The organism is Ruegeria sp. AG1 (assembly GCF_056541705.1).
This window is the reverse complement of the sequence record NZ_JBQFYU010000006.1, coordinates 184,152-201,661: the sequence shown is the minus strand read 5'-3', so window position 1 is coordinate 201,661 and position 17,510 is coordinate 184,152. Positions and strand designations below refer to the sequence as shown.

Below are 17,510 nucleotides of genomic sequence, written 5' to 3'. Positions count from 1 at the left end.
GAAATGAACCACTTTACTTCGCCGACAGAGTCAGCACGCAATATCCTGATCGCCAATGATCGGGGTGGCTATACGATCCCGACCAGCGGGCTCTATCCCTACCAATGGAACTGGGACAGCGCGATCGCCGCGCTTGGCTTTGCCGAGTTCGATATCGACCGCGCCTGGACTGAGCTTGAGACGCTGTTCTCGGGCCAGTGGGAGGACGGCATGGTCCCCCACATCCTGTTCCACAAAACGGACCCGGGCTATTTCCCAGGACCGGACGTCTGGGGCGGCATCGGGCCGATTGCCTCCTCTGGCGTAACCCAGCCACCGTTAGCGGCTACCATGGCCCGGCGGGTATGGGAGAAAGACCGCGCGGCTGGCGAAGCCCGCCTCCGCGCCCTGTTCCCGGCTATGCTGGCCTGGCATCGGTGGTTCGTGACATGGCGTCTCGATGACCACGGCGCGGTCTGCACCACCCACCCTTGGGAGGCTGGGCGTGACAATGCACCGGACTGGGACGACGCAATGGCGAGCATTGATGCCTCAGACGTGGGCGAATACCAGCGCCGTGACACGAGCCACGTGAACAGCGCCGACCGGCCGACCAAATACGACTATGACTGCTATATCAAACTGGTACAGATTGGGCGTGAAGCGGGCTGGGATCAGCAGCAATTGCTAGAGAAGAACCCATTCCGCGTCGCAGATCCGACGATGAGTTTCACAACCCTGCGCGCGGCCCGCGATCTGCTGGCGATCAGCGAGGAATTGGGGATCAGGGCCGAAGGCCTCGGTGAAGACGTGGACCGGCTAGAGGCAGGCGCAAAGTCACTGTGGAACGAGGCTTTGGGCACCTTTGATTCACGAAATGCGCATACGGGCAAATGGGCTGAAAGCGTCTCAAATGCAAGCTATCTGTGTTGGTATGCAGGCATCGAATCCCAGCAAATGTTGGACCGATTGAAAACTGTTTTGACCACGGTTCCGCACCCGATCCCTAGCTATGATCATACATCTCCCAAATTTGACGAACGCCGGTATTGGCGTGGGCCAACATGGGCATTTATGAACATGCTGACGGGGTTCGGTCTGAAGGATATGGGCCACGGGGTTGAGGCCGAAGCACTGCGCCTGAAAACCGGTCGTCTGATCGCGGGCCACGGCTTTGCCGAGTATTACGACCCGATCACCGGCAGTCCTGCCGGGGGCAACTCGTTCACATGGACCGCTGCCGTCTGGCTGCATTGGGCAGGGAGGAACTGATGGGCAGCATAGAGCTCAATTCCGTCGAAAAATGGTTCGGCGAAGTACAAGTGATCAAAGGCATCGACCTAAAGATCGAAGAGGGTGAGTTCGTCGTCTTCGTTGGCCCGTCGGGTTGTGGTAAATCGACCCTGTTGCGGATGATCGGTGGGCTCGAGGACATCTCGCGCGGGTCGCTATTGATCAATGGGGATGACGTCACCGACAATCCGCCCTCTAAGCGCGGGCTGACCATGGTGTTCCAGTCCTACGCTCTTTATCCTCACCTGACGGTAGCCGAAAACATGGGGTTCTCGCTGAAAGTGGCGGGCGTATCCAAGGGTGAAATCGCCGAACGCGTGGGTAAAGCCGCCGAGGTGCTCAAGCTGGAACCCTATCTAGAGCGCAAACCTAAAGACCTGTCCGGCGGCCAGCGTCAGCGCGTTGCAATCGGTCGGTCAATTGTGCGTGATCCCACCGCATTCCTGTTCGATGAGCCGCTATCCAACCTAGACGCCGCTCTCAGGGTCGAAATGCGGTATGAGATTGCCAAGCTTCACCAGAGCCTGAACCGCACGATGATCTATGTGACTCATGATCAGGTCGAGGCGATGACACTGGCCGATCGCATTGTGGTGCTGGAATTCGGTAAGATCGCGCAGGTCGGTACTCCACGCGAATTATACGAACGCCCCGCCAACCTGTTCGTGGCGCAGTTCATCGGCAGTCCGAAAATGAACGTCATTCCCTGCACCGTGTCTGGCGATCAGTTTCAGCTGGAAAACGGCGGAGGTGGCCCGTTTGATCGGGCTGGTACCGCCACGATGCTGGGCATCCGTCCGGAACATATCAGTGTGGTCGAACCTGGCTCGGGTCACAGCGACGGCAAGGTAGAGGTGGTCGAGTATCTTGGCGCAGATATGTTCATCATCGTCGATTGCGGGTTTGAAGAGAAGGTGACGGTTCGCCTTGGCGGGGACACGCAGATCAAAGCCGGAGCGCAAATCGGCTTGTATTTTGCACCCAAGAAACTGCAATTTTTCGACGCAGCAGGGCAGACGATCAGCCCCGATGAACGGGTGCGACACTTTTGAGATGTTTAGTCCGGGTGGGCGAAAAGATTGCTCTGGCCAACTATTGATCTGAGAACAACTGTATTCAGTAGACAGTTCATTGACAGATATTTTGAGTTGATAGTACTCGGTACGTTGCCTGTGCAGCGAACGACAGCCGTTCGGGTTGCAAACGCAGACTTAGAGCATGGCGTTCAAGGTTGGCTAGTGGTCGCGTCGCGACTGTGGCCAAATGAACAACGGACCGTCAAGAGGTGGCCAGCCTTGAATGGCTCGCACCTTCGTGCTTCGGGCCAGATCGCGTCCGGACTGCGGGAAATCTTCGATACATTTCTTGAAACAGATCACAATCGCCACCCGATCGAACAGCTTCATTTAGCAAGGCCAGGCGGCGCAATTCTGGCTTCTTCCGCCTGACTTTTCTTGAACCCCGCGCCTCCAATGTCAGCGCAGCACAACCAAGCTCTCTATCGCCGACAATCCCTTTTCGATCTCGTCCACCACAACACTTTCCAATGCAGGATCATCGGAAGAGAAATTGGCAATCCACTCAACGAGCAGCTTTTCCCCGGGCTGCACCGAAAACGTCGCCGTATATCTCTGGATCGGCAAAGAGGAATCGACCGTTGCGTAAGTATAGGAAAGGCCCTCCTCTTGAGCGATGCGCTTTTGGATCACCCGGTCGCCGGTATCCATCTTCAAGACACGAACGAGCGATCCATCCACTACCTTTAGGGAACATGCTGCTACATTGGGGTGCCAATCATCAATGTCGCAGAAGTCGCCGATCAGATGCCAAACCTCTGGCGTTGAAGACTGGAGCTCTAGGGACCGTTTGACTTGAAAATCCGCCGGCCAAGCTGCCGTTGCGCAAAGCAGAGCAGCGGCGGTGACTGAGAATCTAGCAATCGACGTCATGTTTTTTCCTTTCAAAAATAGAGAAGCAGGAGAATTTTCTTGCCTCAGGGTGCGAGTCTTCGCAGGCTGATGGGGCCATGGAGGCGGCTGAAATGTCTGGAGAAAACCCTGAAAAAGATCTGAAATCATCGGGAATGGTACAGTTGGGAAACCTTGCGTTTTCCGTCGAGGCTGGGGAGTTGCTGGATGGGTCCGGGAATCCTGTTCATCTGCGTCGTCAAAGCTCCGAAGTTCTGGCCTACCTTATTGATCGCATGGTCGAGACGGTTTCAAAGGAGGATTTGATCGAGAATGTCTGGGCCAAGACCGCGGTTACAGACGATAGCCTTTCGCAGTGCATCGCAGACATCCGCAGGACGCTGAAAGATACCGATCACAGGATCGTCCGGACCATTCCCAAGAAAGGCTACAGACTGGTTCCAACCTCCGTTCCATCTGACGAGGTCCAGCCGGAAACCGCGAGCCGAACGGACGCGCGCATCGGTCGGCATTGGCTTGCCGTCTTAAGCCTCATTGGCGTCGTGGTTCTGGCCCTTGGTGCAGTCTGGGGGCTGGGCTGGGGGCGGAAGACAGCGTCTGAAGAATTGCCCTTGCCTTCCAAGCCATCCATTGCGGTCCTCGCATTTGAAGACCTTAGCGTCGGCCCAGATGCCAACTATCTCAGCGACGCCATCGCTGAGGGCATCATCGTGGACTTGTCCCGGTATTCCGAACTCTTCGTCATCGCCCGAAACTCGAGCTTCAGCTTTCGAGGCAGCACCACCGACGTCAACCAAATATCTCGTGCGCTTGGCGTGCGTTACCTGCTGGAGGGCAGCCAACAAAAAAGCGGTGATCAGTTGCGCGTCACCGTGCATCTGATTGATGCCGTCGAAGGTCGCAGCCTTTGGTCAAATGTCTACAATAGTGACCTTGGTGATGTCTTTGCGATGCAGGACGAGATCGTGCAGAAAACAGTTGCGACCGTCGCCCAACGAGTTATCAATTTCGAAGGTCAGAAAGCAATCAAGTCCGACGAAGCGAAGTTGACCTCCCTGCTTTTGAATTGGAAGGCACGTCAACATCTCTTTTCGTTTACCCCCGAGGGCAATGAAAAAGCGCGTCTGGCGAACCTGGCTGCGGTCGAGGCTGATCCGACGCAGCCCTACGGATATGTCGGGCTGACGTTTGTCCATATCAACAGATACCGCTGGAATTGGACGAACGAGGACCCGATCGTTGAATTGGATGCCGCGCGGCGCTACGCGCGCAAGGCAGTTCAGGTCGCGCCGGAGTACTATGATGCGCATACTGCTATGGCTTACATGCATATTCAGGAAGGTGCGCTGGACAAGTCGGTGGCGCGCTTTCGAAAGGCACTGGAACTAAATCCCAACGACACAAGCGCGATGGCGGCACTTGCCGAAGCACTGACCTATGGCGGGCGGGCTGAAGAGGCCGAAGAACTAATGCTTCGCGTCATCCGCTTGGACCCGCTACACGAGGACTGGATCAAATGGAACCTTGCCTGGGTGCAATGGCATACTCGGAATTGCGACGATGCGCTGGAGACTATGAACGGCATGTCCGAGATACCCCCAATGGCCTATCGTGTACTGGCGATCATCCAGATGTGTCGGGGCGATCGAGATGAGGCCAGAAAAGCAGTCGAGCAACTGATCAAATTCGATCCTGAATACTCCCTGCGGGACGTTCTTCACAATTATGAAGGAAAGTATGTCGTCGCTTCTGATCTGGAACGCGTGTTGAACGATCTGCGCGAAGCCGGGTTGCCAGAGTAGGACGCTCTCGGACCTGTTTGGCTCCGGCTATGGCCGTTGTTCAAAGGAACGTCTGTGTGAGCCATGTTGTTCCCTGCTGATGTTCCTTGTCGATCGCTATGAATTGAACGACGACGCGATCGTTGAGATACCCTCTCGCAGGCTGTTTGGTCCGGTATTGCACACGAAGCGAAAGGTTGGTTTGTCAGGCCAGGTTTCAGCATCTTGTGATGTTTTATGGAGTCAACGTCGGTTTGTCGTTGTGGGCTGGCATGCGGATCGGAGTTTCAGTCATGGAAACCCAAACTCACATGCACGTTTGTGCACTTCGCCCAGCTTAGAACAAAGCGCGCGCTATACGTCTATAACGCCTTCTGAAGCCAAAACATCTCTGGGCGATCCTGGTGCGCCTGAAAACCATCGCGAACTTACGCTCTTCAACATGGCGCTCGACAGCAAGCTCCGCGGCTGTGTTCTGGTGAAGATGAAGGTGGCAGATGTCATGCCATTGGGCCAGATCAAGTAGCGGGCTTCCATACTGTAAAGCAAGACGCAGCAACCTTTGCGCTTTGAGATATCCTAGCCGATAGTTCTACTTTTAGAATTTCGAAACCTAACCAGAGTGCGGTTGTGGAGAGGGGCAAGATAAGTTGATCTACAGAGACCTATCTGTTGATTTTCTACGAAAACCTCTTTTGGCCATTGAGCAATCGACTCAAAACTCACGTTCTTCTTGTCGTTTCAAAAGATGTGTCTCAATCAGTTGAAAAGCATATCCTATGTAGACTCTCTGCAGAAATCCGACGGCGGCGATGTCTTCACGCTCTAGTGCGTTGGTCAAATCAGAGGTCTCTCGCACCAATGAGTCGTAGGCAACTACGCCAACAATCTGTTCCATGCGATGCCAGACGCTGGACGACTGGAAATATGCCTGGTTCCAGAATTCGCGCAGAGAGTGGTTTCCGATCAGAGATGTGATCAGGGTCTGTAGGCGTTGGTTCAGCTTTACGTATTCCTGAGAGTCCAGCCGCTCGCGCAGTGCGACGGCTTTTTCATGGATCGAACGCGCTTCTTCGCGGTGATATTTTGTGACAGTGATCGGCGACAAGGCCCCGATCATCTGGGCAAGCTCCATCCTCATTTCGTAAAGATGGCGGACCCGTTCTGCTGAAAGCTCGATGACAACGGTGCCGACACCATTGCGCGTCTCTACCAATCCAAGATGCCCGATGCGCGCGATGGCATCTCTGACGGGGGTTCTGCTGACTCCGAATTCCTTGGCAAGCGCAGCCTCTTTCAGTTGAGTGCCCGGAGGGTAGTGCGCGAAGCAGATGCGCTCCAAGATTTGTTCTTGGATCTCGTCTACGGTTGCCCTCGAGGGCGCCGCGATTCCTGAATCTGCGATAGTCACGTTTCTGATCCCTCTGGGTGCTCTTTGCTGTCTTAGACTACCAATCAGTAGACTCTCAACAACCGACCGTACCCAGCAATTTGGTCATCAACACCTGCTTTACGCAAGACATCCCAGGCCATGGCTTGATTGGAACAAACTACGGGTTTGTTCAGGGCGTCTTCGAGCCGTTCAATGACTTCGAGTGACCGCAACGCACCGCAGCTAATAAACACGGCATCGGCCGCCCTGGAATCGACCGAATGGGCCAACTGTTCAATCACGTCCGGGCGCACACGGATCATGTCGCTGTCTTTTTCCAGATTTAGGCCGAGTATATCAGTGACATGGAACCCTTGATTTTCAAGATATTGTTTTTCTCTCAGATTCACTTCTTCCAAATAGGGTGTGCACACCGCGATCTTTTCTACCGCAAGTGTTTTGAGAGCGCGAATGGCGGAGGTGATCAAAGAGGTCGCGAACGCGTTGGGTGCGCCTTTGCGCAGTTCGCGAAATACGTTTTCTTCGCCCAGGACCAAACTGCCGGACGTGCATGCATAGCTGATCACATCCAGACTACCATCTGGCAACAGGGTTGACGCAGCGCGTGCCAGGTCAGCCCCGACTGCGGTCAGACTGTCAACTGTGATGCTGTCTGGAATGGCCACCCGGGTGAAATGTGCACCGACGCCTTCTGGCATCAGTTCCATCATATCGTCTTCGATTGTCTGCTCGGTCGCGAGTAGAACGAATCCTATTTTTGCCCGTTTGTGGCGGCCCTCATCGAACATGGATCCTGGATCACCTCTCACAGCCTGCATGCACCTCCTTCATTTTTGTGTGAAAATAGCGAATAAAATTGATCATTGACATTAAGCTGTATACAGGTCAACTGTCCCGCCAGCCTGATTGGGGTTCCTCAAACACAGGCCGAGATTCGATCAAAGGGAGGTACCTTCGTAAATGCAGGTGTCAAAATTTCTGAAAACTGGGGCTGTCGCACTCGGCTTTGCCGGGTTCACCGCGTCCAGTGTATCGGCTCAGGACATCATTCTGGGTCACGTCATGGATCAGGAACACATCTTCCACAAAGTCTCCGAACAGTTCATCGAACGGCTGGACGAGCTTTCTGGTGGAACCATGTCGGTTTCTTATCACCCCGGTGGTGATCTAGGCGATTGGACATCGATCGTTGAGCAGGTCGCTCAAGGCGCTGTTCAGATGACAATGTCGTGGAACCATTCCGAACTTGATCCGCGCTGGGACGTGTCCGTTCTGGGCTATGTCGCAAACGACTGGGAGTCGGGCAAGGAAGTCTACGGTCCCGGTTCGACGATGAACGAAGTCTACAACGACATCATGAACGACTTGGGCATGGAGTTGCTGGGTACGATCCCGACCGACTTCACCGGTTTCGTTGTGCGCAAAGGCGTTGACGTTCCCGTAGACTTCCCGGCCGATGCAGAAGGTTTCAAGATGCGCGTTCCGGGTATGCCCATGGCGATCGAGCGCTACAAGGCAACCGGCTTTTCGGCCGTTCCGATGGCATTCTCCGAGGTTCATACAGCATTGCAGACCGGCGCTATTGACGGTCGGGCTTACTCGCCGCCATCCGAGGTACTGTTGTTCAAGGACGTGCTGAGCGCTTACGTTTTCACGCGCGAAAACTTCGAACACACCTTCTGGAACGCAAACAAAGCATGGTTTGATAGCCTTACAGAGGAACAGCAGGGCTGGGTTAAAGAAGCGGCCGACGAAGCCGTCACCTGGGCGTGGGAAAACGCCGAGTCCGAAAGCCCCAAGTGGTTCGAGCAGATCGAAGCGGCCGGGATTGAAGTCGTCGAACTGACCCCCGAGCAGCTGGATGCCTATCGCTCAAAGGTTGTCGCCGTCGAATACCCCTACATGGAGGAGATCATCGGCACAGAAGTGATGGGTGCCATCAAGCAGGCGGCCGGCGTGGAATAGCGCCACTTACGAACACGCGCAAAGCCCGCTTTGCGCGTGCTTCCTTATGGGGATGGGAGGGAAAATGACGAAGGATATCTTGCACACGGACAGTTTGGACGATGTCCTGGTGCCATCGCCGATCATACCGGTGCCTGCGGCAGAGGATCGCGAACTGCCTGTCTATCGCGGCCTGGATGGCCTGTACTCGCTGGAAGCCAAAGCTGCGTGGCTGATGCGAGTCATCATGTTTGTCGCAATGCTTGCCCTTGGTCTGGTCATGGCCGCGCAGGTTTTTATGAGATATGTCATTTCGTCTCCGTTCCTCGGTATCGAAGAACTGGCACCGATGATGGCCTTGTGGATCTACTTCATCGGAATGGCGTATTGCTCGCGCGAGCGTGACCATATCGAAGGTGGAGTGATGTCGCTGGTCTTTCGAAATCGAAAGACATTGCTTGCCCTCCGTTTGTTCGGATCAATCCTGTGCCTGGTCGCACTGGTCGTTTTTGCCAAATATGCTTGGGATTTTGCGCAGTTCAACATCAACCTGAACCGCAAAAGCTCGTACATGAAATTCCCAAAATACATGTGGGATCTCAGCATGGTCTTCGGCTTCGTGCTGATGGGTTTCTACATGCTGCTGCAGATTTTCCTCGAAGCCCGCGCCCTGATCACCGGGAAAGGGGGAGAATGACATGACGCTGTTTTTCGTCGCCATCGCAATTGTCATTGTCCTGCTGCTGATTGAGGTGCCCGTCGGCTTTGCCTTCGGCATCGGTGCGCTTGTCTTTGGCACTTTGCAGGGCACAGACATCTCGTTTCATGCCGGGTTCGGCTATTCGCAGGTCAGTGCGTTCTCGCTGCTTGCCATTCCGCTGTTTATCCTGTCGGGCACCCTGATGGGCGCTTCGGGGATATCCGAGCGACTCCTGGATTTCGTTAATTCATTCGTCGGACGCACCAAGGGCGGGCTTGGCGCAGTTACTGTTGTGACTTGTGCGCTGTTCGGCGCGATTTCGGGATCGGCCTCTGCTGCGATTGCAGCCATCGGGAAAATCATGGTCCCGCGCATGATCAAGGGAGGGTATCCGCCGGGCCATGCAACTGCGCTCGTGGTTGTTTCTTCTGTTCTGGCGCTGATGATCCCACCCAGCATTCCAATGATTGTCTTCGCGATTGCGATCCGCGAGTCAGTGGCCAAGTGTTTTCTGGCGACCATGGGGCCGGGGATCCTGCTGGCCGCGACCTATTGCGCGCTGAATTTCTGGTTTCTGCGCAACAACACGACGATCACGGTCGCTGAAAAACTGTCGTTCTTGGGCACCGTGAAAGAAATCGGCCAAACCGGTAAACGTGCAAGCCTTGCGATCATCATGCCGGTGATCATTTTGGGTGGCATCTACAGCGGCATCGCCACTCCGACCGAAGCAGGGTCGATGGCGCTGGTTTATACTCTGGCCGTTGGTCTGTTGATCTACCGTACGCTGCCGTTCGACAAACTGTTTGCCTCAACAGTCGAAGCCGCACGTCTGACTGGCGCGATCCTGATGGTTCTGTTTTTCCTGTTCGTCATGAGCCGCGGTATGGTTTTGGCCAAGGTGCCGACACAGTTTGCCGATCTGTTGCTGACCATATCGGAAAACAAGATTGTCATCCTGTTGCTGATCAATCTGCTGTTGCTGATCATGGGCATGATCATCGACGACGTATCGGGTGGCGTTCTGGCGGCGATTATCCTGCTGCCGGTAACACAAAAGATTGGTTTGGATCCGATCCATTTCGCTGCCATTGTCGGTACGAACCTGGGACTGGGCAACATCTCTCCGCCCTGCGCACCGCTGCTTTACATGGCCGGGGGCGTCACACGACAACCCCTGTCAACATATGTCGGCCCGACCTTGAAGTTCCTGCTGCTGGGTCACCTGCCGATGGTTTTCGTTGTTACCTTCGTGCCGCCGGTCGCTCTCTTCTTACCGGGTCTCCTAGACTGAGGCGCGAAAAACGCCGCCCGCATGGAAGGCGGGCAGCGTTGAAATTCAAAATCGAAGTGGCCGCCCATGCGACAATGCCATGACGGTCTGAAGATCCACCCTGCCATCGGTTTTGGTGTCATGCCGTTGGCTTTTCTCGAAGGAAAAAGGCACATGCTTGAACACGCAAAACAAAGAACGATTAAGCTTCAGAGCCGCATGAAGGACGCAGGCATTCAGAAGGCCGTGTTTACCGATGAAAGCTCAATGGCCTATCTGGCAGGTTTCTGGGGTTACCTGGGGATCGAGTTCGGGCGCCCAACGATGTTGGTGGTGGACGCGGATGACTCGCCAGTCGTCATCACACCGCTGATGGAGTCGGAGATGGTCGGTGCGATGACATGGGTCGAAGACGTGCGCACCTGGGAAGATATCGGACAACGCACATGGGGCCGCGCGCTGGCCGGTGCTTTGGGCGAGAGCCCATCCGAGATCTGGGTTGAAAAGGGTTCGATCCCTGCAATTGTCCGCAATCATCTGGACGAGACTTATCCGGGCGTTCCTCTCAAGGATATCTCTCCGGTACTGGGCGCGATGCGGACCATCAAGTCACCCTTCGAAATAGAAGTGATGAAACAGGCTGGAGAGATCGCTGGCGCGATGATGCTTGCGGCGCATAATTCCTTGAAAGAAGGCGCACAGGAATACGAGAGCGCGCTGGCGGTAATTGATGCAGGTTCGCGCAAGGCGGCCACTTTCCTGACCGACAAGGGTTGGGACAGCTTCGTCTCGCCCATGATCCACAACCTGCAGATTGTTCAAAGCGGCAAGAATACCTCGATGGTGCATGGTCGTGCCGGTGTGAAAGCATATGAAAAGTTTGATCCCGTCTATTTCTGCTTCTGCAACATGGCGCAGTTCAAACAGTACAAGCTGGGCTTTGACCGTATGTTCCACATCGGTGAAGTGAAGGACCTGGACCGCGAGGTGCAGCAGGCTGCGATTGACGCACAGCAAGCCGCGATCCACGCGATCCGCCCGGGCGTTCTGGCCGAAGACGTCGCTGCAGCCGCCAACGAAGTCTATCAGGAGCGTGGTTTTGAAACAGGCTACCGTACCGGTCGATCCATCGGTGTCGCATATCTGGAAGCGCCGGAGCTCAAAGCCGGAGACAAGACAGTTCTGCAGCCAGGCATGACCTTTGCGGTGGATGGCGGCATCTCGGTCGACGGTGTCACTGCAGGTCGGATTGGTGACTCGGTGGTCGTGACGGAAACCGGGTTTGACTACATCACCAACTATCCGCGTGAGATCCTGCTTAGCAAATAAGCCTATAGGCGGTGGTATCGGTCATGGCAGCAGATTGCCAAATGGTTGAACTATCGCAACTGTTGCTCACGAGCTTGGCGCGCGTATTGCGCGTCGGAAGATTCATCGGAACCTGCGTGGATGGGTAACATGCAAAAACTGAAAAAAGAGACTCTGAAAGGTATCTGCAATCAGATGGCCTCGCACGACTGGAGTGATGCGGAAATAGACGAGCTTGTAGACCCGAAACTGGGTATCATTACCGGATTTCAGGAGTTGCTGGACGAGTTGGAGGTCCTTCGCAAGATCGACCTTGGCACGATACCTCCGGCCCTGACTGTTCAGAAGCGATAGACAGATGACAAATGAAATAGCGTTTGACACTGTCCGCGGTCTTAAATCCAGGCTTGAAGCCGGTGAAATAACGCCAACTGAACTGGTCGCGGTTTTTGCCGAGCGGATTGCAAGGCACAATGACCGTTCCAAGGCCTTTATCACCGTGACAGACAAATCTGCGCGCCAGGTGGCCGAGACCCTCACGCGCGAAGATCTGGAGCGGTCGCGTTTTGCGGGTATTCCATACGCATCCAAAGATCTTTTCGACATCGAAGGGGTTTTGACATCAGCTGGATCGCGCGTGTTTCATGACAGAATTGCATCGGAGGACGCCTTTGTCATCGCCCGTATGCGAGAGGTAAACGCGCTGAGCCTGGGCAAGACCAATCTTCATGAGTTTGCTTACGGCGCAACCGGCGAAAATGAGGTCTATGGAACTTGCGTGAACGCCTATGACCCAAGCCGACTGGCCGGAGGATCGTCCAGCGGATCAGCGGCAGCGGTGGCCTTCGGCTTGGTCCCTGCCAGCCTTGGTACGGACACTGGCGGATCAGTGCGCGCGCCTGCAGCGTTGAACGGACTGGTCGGACTGAAGCCAACCATCGGCAGAGTACCAACGACGGGTGTGGTGCCATATTGCTGGACGTTGGATCATGTGGGCATCATGACTCGGGACGTCACAGATTGCGCCGACTTACTCGGGATCATTGCGGGTTACGATCCGCGCGATCCGGGTTCGCAAAACCTTGCGATCGAAGACTATGCTGCAGCGCTTGACGGCGATATCTCTGGGTTGCGCATCGGCATTCCGACTAATTTCTATTTCGAGCGAACCGATCCGGAAATCTTGACAGCATTAGAAGATGTAAAGCGCTTTGTGACTGCGAAGGGCGCGGCCTTGGTCCCTGTGACCTTTCCGAATTTAGAACATAGCCGCGCCGTGTCTCTCACCGTTCAGATGCCGGAAGCTCTGAGCGCGCATTCGGCCTTTTTGCAAGACCGGGGTGAGCTTTATGGGCAGGATTTCCGCGCCGGGTTGGCGCTGGGGCAGACGCTCCTGGCGGAACACTACATCCGGGCCAAGCGCTTCGTAGAACTCTATCGGCAAGAGACCAACGCGTTGTTTGATGAGGTCGACCTGATCCTGACGCCGGCGACGCCGGAAATTGCGCAAAAGCTGGGAACCGTGAAGACAACGCGTGGCGGTGTAGAAGAAGCGGTTGGTAATGCCATCACGCGCTTTACCACCTTCTTCAACATGTCCGGCCATCCTGCGCTGACGATGCCCTGTGCAATGCACTCGGAAGGATTGCCGATAGGGTTGCAGCTGGTTGGCAGGTATTTCGAAGAAGGCACGGTTCTTCGCGCCGCCTTTGCCATTGAAAACGATGGGGCGTTCACAGTCCCGCGCCCGAATGTAGACGGCTAGAGATGAAACTTCGAACCTTTATCGTCGATGCCTTTTCAGACCGCACGCTCAGCGGAAACCCTGCTGGCGTTTGCCCACTGGATCAATGGCTGCCTGTACCGATCATGCAATCCATCGCGAGTGAGCTGAACCAATCTGAAACGGTGTTTTTTGTTCCTCGAGCAAATGCGCGCAACCGCGCAGAGCATTCCGAATTCGACATACGTTGGTTCACCCCAACGCGCGAGGTGGATATGATCGGACACGCGACCCTAGCGGCCGCTCACATCGTGTTTTCCAATCTCGCGGTCCGGTTGGAGGTGGTCACCTTCCATTCCAAATCCGCCCGGATGACCGTTCGACGTGGGGAAAACGGATTGCGTCTGGATATGCCCTCACTTGTGCCAGAGGTGGTCGATCCCCCCACGGGTCTGATCGAAGCACTTGGGAAAAAGCCTTCAGCTTTATTGGCTGCAAAGCACTATCTGACTGTTTTTGAGAGCGAAGATGATATTCTGAGCTGCACTCCGGATTTTGCTGCTCTGGCAAAACTACCGTTACCCGCAGTGATCATATCGGCGCAAGGGACAGGGGAATTTGATTTCGTTTCACGGTTCTTTGCCCCGGCAAATGGCGTGCCCGAAGATTCCGTGTCAGGCGTTTCACATTGCTGTTTGACGCCATACTGGTCTCGGAGACTGAAGAAAAAACACTTGTTGGCTCGTCAACTTTCTGCGCGAGGCGGTATCATTGCGTGTGAAGCAGATGGTAGCCGTGTCATCCTTGAAGGAGCTGCTGTTACTTCGTTGGAAGGTTTCTTGGTTGTTCAATAGAGCGACTGCCAACCGAACCTAGGCGCCACAGAGACCACGGATGCTCTCAGGCACGTTTCTGCCGCGTTATGCGTACTGGATGGCTTGCGAGCATTTGCGGTTTTATCATATAAGTCGGGATAACCCCTGGGGGGGATATAGAAAGCCGCTGAGGCACTGAAGACTTGAGAGCAGTTCAAAGATATACGCAGAATGCGATGGCAGCATTGCTCTGCCTGTCTTTGATCTTTTGGTCGCTTCTGCCAAACGTGGGCCATGCTCCGACAGTGATTGAAACCGTGCAGGAGCATTTGCAGATCATTGCAGAGCACGGGCATACCCATGGCTTTGAAGAAGATTTGTTGTGGGCGATGCACGGGCACAGTCATGATGGTGCAGATCACGACCACAGCCAAATGGTTATACCGGAACCGGAAAATGAGCTGTCACTGGCCTCGCTATCAGATGACAGGGCGTTCGACCGAGTGCCGGACGGCCCAACCAAGAACTACGGTATAGACCGACCTCCGCGCGTGTGACGTCGCCCCAATCGGGGTTTTCGACATCACATAACAACGGAGAACATCCATGAATCTAATCTCACGGGGTCTGGACAGGCGCGCGACGCTCCTGCTGGCCCTCATTATAACCAATCTGGCACTGAGTACCTCTCAGGTACTGGCTCATAACGTCACGGAAGGCGATGCGGGCTATATCCAGGAAATTTGGGGCGTGAACATCATTCCCTTCATGTATCTTGGCGCCAAACACATGGTCACAGGCTACGATCACATCCTATTCCTGCTTGGCGTTGTGTTCTTTCTCTACCGAGCCAAGGATGTCGGCATCTATGTCAGCCTCTTTGCGATCGGTCACTCGACGACAATGCTGTTGGGCGTTTGGTTCGGCTGTGGTGTAAACGCATACATCGTCGACGCCATTATTGGCCTTTCGGTTGTCTACAAGGCGCTCGACAATCTTGGTGCGTTCCAGCGCTGGTTGGGGTTTCAGCCAAATACCAAAGTCGCGACGCTGGTTTTTGGCCTGTTCCACGGAATGGGTCTGGCGACCAAAATCCTCGACTACGATATTGCTCCGGAAGGGCTTCTTGCGAACCTGTTGGCGTTCAACGTGGGTGTGGAACTTGGCCAGCTTACGGCCCTTGCGATCATCCTTATCGTCATGGGGTTCTGGCGCAAAAGCCCTTACTTCTTCCAGCAAGCCTACAGCGTAAACGTCATCATGATGACCCTCGGGTTCATCCTGATGGGCTATCAGATCACCGGCTATTTTGTTGCCGCATAACGGAGTTCAGAAAATGTTCAACACAGAAAGACCAAGTCTTGAAGAACTGCCAAGCTCGGCTCAGCTTATCCGCTCGACCGTCATTGCAGGTGCGTCTGCCGTCGCGATCCTTGTCACGGTGGTTCTTCCGGCCGAATACGGGATCGACCCGACTGGCGTTGGCCGCGTGCTCGGGCTGCAAGAGATGGGCGAAATCAAATCGCAACTTGCGGACGAGGCCGAAGCAGACCGCAAACTCGAAAGCCAGGATCAGTCGAGCCTGCTGAACGACGTCTTTGGCCTCTTTGTCGCTTCGGCTCATGCGCAAGAGGCCGAGGTCTGGCAGGACGAAACCAGCTTTAAACTGACGCCCGGAGAGTCGGCTGAATGGAAGCTGGTCATGGAAGAAGGCGCGACGGCTGAGTACCGAATGGTCGTGACAGGCGGTCGGGTGAACTTCGACCTACATGGTCACGGTGGCGGTCAGTCGATCACCTATGAAAAGGGGCGTGGATCGAACGGTGCCGAAGGCACCATCGAAGCGGCCTTTGCCGGTGAACATGGTTGGTTCTGGCGCAACCGAGACTCTGGTGACGTATTAGTGATGGTTCAAGTCCGCGGGGACTACAGTGAGATCGTCGATTAAATGAGGTGCCCGTTGCGCAGGTTTTCTGCGCGGCGGGCCATTTAGGCAAAGGGAGTTTAGTACCGCATCATATCAATACACTGTCCACGCCCGTCTTGGCGCCGTTTGGCGACGCGGTAGGACACTGTCGCCGCTCTGGTCATCTATTGGCTATATGTCCCGCGCCCAATATTCACCACACAAGCCAAGCCCCCCAGGCGCTTCGATGTACCAAGTTCCAGCGTTCCACCGTAGGCGGCCAATAAATCAATGGAAATAGGCAGCCCCAACCCTGTTCCTCTTACTGACGTATCGAGTCGACCGCCGGAACGCAGGACCTCAAGCCGGGCCTCCTCTGGGATTCCGGGCCCGTCGTCTTCGACGCGAAGTTCGATGCCGCTTTCCGTTCGCCTCGCAGTGATTTGGAATGTTGTCTGGCTCCACTTGAGGGCGTTGTCGAGGAGGTTTCCGATCACTTCCTCGATGTCCTGTGGGTCCATTCGAACGTGAAGTCCAGCCTCGCAATTCGAAATAAGCGTCTTTCCCTCGCGTTCGGCCATCACCGAGAATAATCGGGATAGTCGTTCGACCGAATTCGACACGTCTGTCCTAGAATGCGTTAACTCCCCGGTGTTCGATGCGCGCATGCGCGCAAGTGAACGGCTAAGCTGGGCGTCAATTCGGGTGAGGGCTTCTTCAGCAGGCTCTGTGTGTGCTCCGGCGTCTGCGAGTTCCGCCAATTCATTCCGTAAGATAGCCGTCGGTGTTTTGAGGGCATGTGCCAGATCCGCCGCTTGTCTTCGCGAGCCTGAGACGATCTCGCGGTTTCGATGCAGCAGTTTGTTGAGATCTTCCACTAGGGGCGAAACCTCTTCCGGGTAGTCTTCGGGAGCCAGCTCATCGCCTCGATCCCAGCGATGAGCAACATCGGCGCGCAATTTCCGGAGCGGGCCAACAATGGCGGACATCAACAAAAGAGAACTTGCCACTCCGATCAACCCAACTAGTCCGAAAACCGGGAGCAGGTATCTTTGTGCAGCGCTGCGTTCGTTGATCAGTTCGCTCCTGCTTTCGGCGACAGTTACGCCCCACTCCGTTCCGTCTTCGAACGTGATCTTTTGATAGACGCTACGAATGGCTTCGCTATCTGGACCCGAGGTGTTCCAAATGATTGTTTCGTCATTTCCGCGCGGAGGCTCGGCGATCGTTTCATCGAAGAGTGACGCAGATGTATAGATGGCGCCAGAACCGTCCGTTACTTGCCAATACCGCCCCGAATATGGCGTGCTATAGGCCGGGTCGAATACCAACTGCCGCAGGGTTTCAGGGTCATCCGTGGTGGCGCTGAGGCCAACAACAACCTGCGTGTGCCGGTCTTGTAGCGTTGCGTCGAACTGCTCCAGAACGCGCGTATTGATGTAGGAAAACACCATCAGCGTACCGACC

18 protein-coding genes are annotated in these 17,510 nt (G+C 55.1%); 14 read left to right on the top strand and 4 right to left on the bottom strand.

The window, feature by feature from the left end:
* Positions 1–3: 3 nt before the first annotated feature.
* Both ACR0B5_RS11125 and ACR0B5_RS11120 read left to right on the top strand, forming a co-directional pair.
* A complete protein-coding gene (locus ACR0B5_RS11125; RefSeq protein WP_480540391.1) occupies positions 4–1,251 on the top strand; it encodes an MGH1-like glycoside hydrolase domain-containing protein in 1,248 nt (415 codons plus the stop codon).
* Positions 1,251–2,324, top strand: coding sequence for an ABC transporter ATP-binding protein (locus tag ACR0B5_RS11120; protein WP_480540389.1), 1,074 nt, complete (start codon positions 1,251–1,253; stop codon positions 2,322–2,324). Before ACR0B5_RS11125 ends, ACR0B5_RS11120 begins: the two co-directional genes overlap by 1 nt.
* Positions 2,325–2,747: 423 nt before the next feature.
* Here ACR0B5_RS11120 and ACR0B5_RS11115 read toward each other — a convergent pair whose 3' ends face one another.
* Entirely contained in the window at positions 2,748–3,221 is a 474-nt protein-coding gene (locus ACR0B5_RS11115) for an SRPBCC family protein (RefSeq protein WP_480540387.1), read from the bottom strand.
* Between the two features lie 92 nt (positions 3,222–3,313).
* Here ACR0B5_RS11115 and ACR0B5_RS11110 point away from each other — a divergent pair, with 92 nt between their 5' ends.
* Both ACR0B5_RS11110 and ACR0B5_RS11105 read left to right on the top strand, forming a co-directional pair.
* Positions 3,314–5,002, top strand: coding sequence for a winged helix-turn-helix domain-containing tetratricopeptide repeat protein (locus ACR0B5_RS11110; protein ID WP_480540385.1), 1,689 nt, complete (start codon positions 3,314–3,316; stop codon positions 5,000–5,002).
* A gap of 79 nt (positions 5,003–5,081) precedes the next feature.
* The gene (locus tag ACR0B5_RS11105) at positions 5,082–5,507 is read left to right on the top strand and encodes a hypothetical protein (RefSeq protein ID WP_480540383.1); all 426 of its coding nucleotides are present in this window, start codon (positions 5,082–5,084) and stop codon (positions 5,505–5,507) included.
* Positions 5,508–5,696: 189 nt separating this feature from the next.
* On the opposite strand, the gene ACR0B5_RS11100 is transcribed toward ACR0B5_RS11105, so the two are convergent.
* The gene (locus tag ACR0B5_RS11100; RefSeq protein ID WP_480540381.1) at positions 5,697–6,392 is read right to left on the bottom strand and encodes a GntR family transcriptional regulator; all 696 of its coding nucleotides are present in this window, start codon (positions 6,390–6,392) and stop codon (positions 5,697–5,699) included.
* A gap of 44 nt (positions 6,393–6,436) precedes the next feature.
* Entirely contained in the window at positions 6,437–7,162 is a 726-nt protein-coding gene (locus ACR0B5_RS11095; RefSeq protein WP_480540379.1) for a maleate cis-trans isomerase family protein, read from the bottom strand.
* Between the two features lie 172 nt (positions 7,163–7,334).
* On the opposite strand from ACR0B5_RS11095, the gene dctP reads away from it, so the two are divergent.
* The 10 genes from dctP (at position 7,335) to ACR0B5_RS11045 (ending at position 16,085) form a co-directional block, all read left to right on the top strand.
* Entirely contained in the window at positions 7,335–8,339 is a 1,005-nt protein-coding gene (gene dctP, locus ACR0B5_RS11090; protein ID WP_480525594.1) for a TRAP transporter substrate-binding protein DctP, read from the top strand.
* Positions 8,340–8,403: 64 nt separating this feature from the next.
* Positions 8,404–9,015: a TRAP transporter small permease gene (locus ACR0B5_RS11085; protein ID WP_480525595.1), complete on the top strand. Its 612-nt coding sequence runs from the start codon at positions 8,404–8,406 to the stop codon at positions 9,013–9,015.
* 1 nt (position 9,016) lies between these two features.
* The gene (locus tag ACR0B5_RS11080; RefSeq protein WP_480540376.1) at positions 9,017–10,312 is read left to right on the top strand and encodes a TRAP transporter large permease; all 1,296 of its coding nucleotides are present in this window, start codon (positions 9,017–9,019) and stop codon (positions 10,310–10,312) included.
* A 153-nt stretch (positions 10,313–10,465) separates the two neighbouring features.
* Entirely contained in the window at positions 10,466–11,620 is a 1,155-nt protein-coding gene (locus ACR0B5_RS11075) for a M24 family metallopeptidase (RefSeq protein WP_480540374.1), read from the top strand.
* A gap of 129 nt (positions 11,621–11,749) precedes the next feature.
* Positions 11,750–11,953, top strand: coding sequence for a hypothetical protein (locus tag ACR0B5_RS11070; protein ID WP_170678175.1), 204 nt, complete (start codon positions 11,750–11,752; stop codon positions 11,951–11,953).
* A 4-nt stretch (positions 11,954–11,957) separates the two neighbouring features.
* Positions 11,958–13,364, top strand: a complete 1,407-nt coding sequence (locus tag ACR0B5_RS11065) for an amidase (RefSeq protein WP_480540372.1) — start codon at positions 11,958–11,960, stop codon at positions 13,362–13,364.
* Positions 13,365–13,366: 2 nt separating this feature from the next.
* On the top strand, positions 13,367–14,176 hold the full coding sequence (locus ACR0B5_RS11060; RefSeq protein ID WP_480540370.1) for a PhzF family phenazine biosynthesis protein: 810 nt from the start codon (positions 13,367–13,369) through the stop codon (positions 14,174–14,176).
* A 197-nt stretch (positions 14,177–14,373) separates the two neighbouring features.
* Positions 14,374–14,694 (top strand): hypothetical protein, encoded by a 321-nt coding sequence (locus tag ACR0B5_RS11055; protein ID WP_480540368.1) that lies wholly within the window; start codon positions 14,374–14,376, stop codon positions 14,692–14,694.
* A 49-nt stretch (positions 14,695–14,743) separates the two neighbouring features.
* Entirely contained in the window at positions 14,744–15,460 is a 717-nt protein-coding gene (locus tag ACR0B5_RS11050; RefSeq protein WP_480540367.1) for a HupE/UreJ family protein, read from the top strand.
* A 13-nt stretch (positions 15,461–15,473) separates the two neighbouring features.
* Complete coding sequence (locus ACR0B5_RS11045; protein WP_480540365.1) at positions 15,474–16,085, top strand: transmembrane anchor protein; 612 nt, start codon at positions 15,474–15,476, stop codon at positions 16,083–16,085.
* A 143-nt stretch (positions 16,086–16,228) separates the two neighbouring features.
* Here ACR0B5_RS11045 and ACR0B5_RS11040 read toward each other — a convergent pair whose 3' ends face one another.
* Positions 16,229–17,497: a sensor histidine kinase gene (locus tag ACR0B5_RS11040; protein WP_480540363.1), complete on the bottom strand. Its 1,269-nt coding sequence runs from the start codon at positions 17,495–17,497 to the stop codon at positions 16,229–16,231.
* Positions 17,498–17,510: the final 13 nt, after the last annotated feature.

Coding starts and splice junctions, on each gene's coding strand:
- ACR0B5_RS11120 (WP_480540389.1), top strand. CDS start 1,251: ATGGGCAGCATAGAGCTCAATTCCGTCGAAAAATGGTTCGGCGAAGTA.
- ACR0B5_RS11110 (WP_480540385.1), top strand. CDS start 3,314: ATGTCTGGAGAAAACCCTGAAAAAGATCTGAAATCATCGGGAATGGTA.
- dctP (WP_480525594.1), top strand. CDS start 7,335: ATGCAGGTGTCAAAATTTCTGAAAACTGGGGCTGTCGCACTCGGCTTT.
- ACR0B5_RS11105 (WP_480540383.1), top strand. CDS start 5,082: ATGTTCCTTGTCGATCGCTATGAATTGAACGACGACGCGATCGTTGAG.
- ACR0B5_RS11080 (WP_480540376.1), top strand. CDS start 9,017: ATGACGCTGTTTTTCGTCGCCATCGCAATTGTCATTGTCCTGCTGCTG.
- ACR0B5_RS11115 (WP_480540387.1), bottom strand. CDS start 3,221: ATGACGTCGATTGCTAGATTCTCAGTCACCGCCGCTGCTCTGCTTTGC.
- ACR0B5_RS11065 (WP_480540372.1), top strand. CDS start 11,958: ATGACAAATGAAATAGCGTTTGACACTGTCCGCGGTCTTAAATCCAGG.
- ACR0B5_RS11060 (WP_480540370.1), top strand. CDS start 13,367: ATGAAACTTCGAACCTTTATCGTCGATGCCTTTTCAGACCGCACGCTC.
- ACR0B5_RS11070 (WP_170678175.1), top strand. CDS start 11,750: ATGCAAAAACTGAAAAAAGAGACTCTGAAAGGTATCTGCAATCAGATG.
- ACR0B5_RS11055 (WP_480540368.1), top strand. CDS start 14,374: ATGGCAGCATTGCTCTGCCTGTCTTTGATCTTTTGGTCGCTTCTGCCA.
- ACR0B5_RS11045 (WP_480540365.1), top strand. CDS start 15,474: ATGTTCAACACAGAAAGACCAAGTCTTGAAGAACTGCCAAGCTCGGCT.
- ACR0B5_RS11050 (WP_480540367.1), top strand. CDS start 14,744: ATGAATCTAATCTCACGGGGTCTGGACAGGCGCGCGACGCTCCTGCTG.
- ACR0B5_RS11075 (WP_480540374.1), top strand. CDS start 10,466: ATGCTTGAACACGCAAAACAAAGAACGATTAAGCTTCAGAGCCGCATG.
- ACR0B5_RS11095 (WP_480540379.1), bottom strand. CDS start 7,162: ATGTTCGATGAGGGCCGCCACAAACGGGCAAAAATAGGATTCGTTCTA.
- ACR0B5_RS11040 (WP_480540363.1), bottom strand. CDS start 17,497: ATGGTGTTTTCCTACATCAATACGCGCGTTCTGGAGCAGTTCGACGCA.
- ACR0B5_RS11085 (WP_480525595.1), top strand. CDS start 8,404: ATGACGAAGGATATCTTGCACACGGACAGTTTGGACGATGTCCTGGTG.
- ACR0B5_RS11125 (WP_480540391.1), top strand. CDS start 4: ATGAACCACTTTACTTCGCCGACAGAGTCAGCACGCAATATCCTGATC.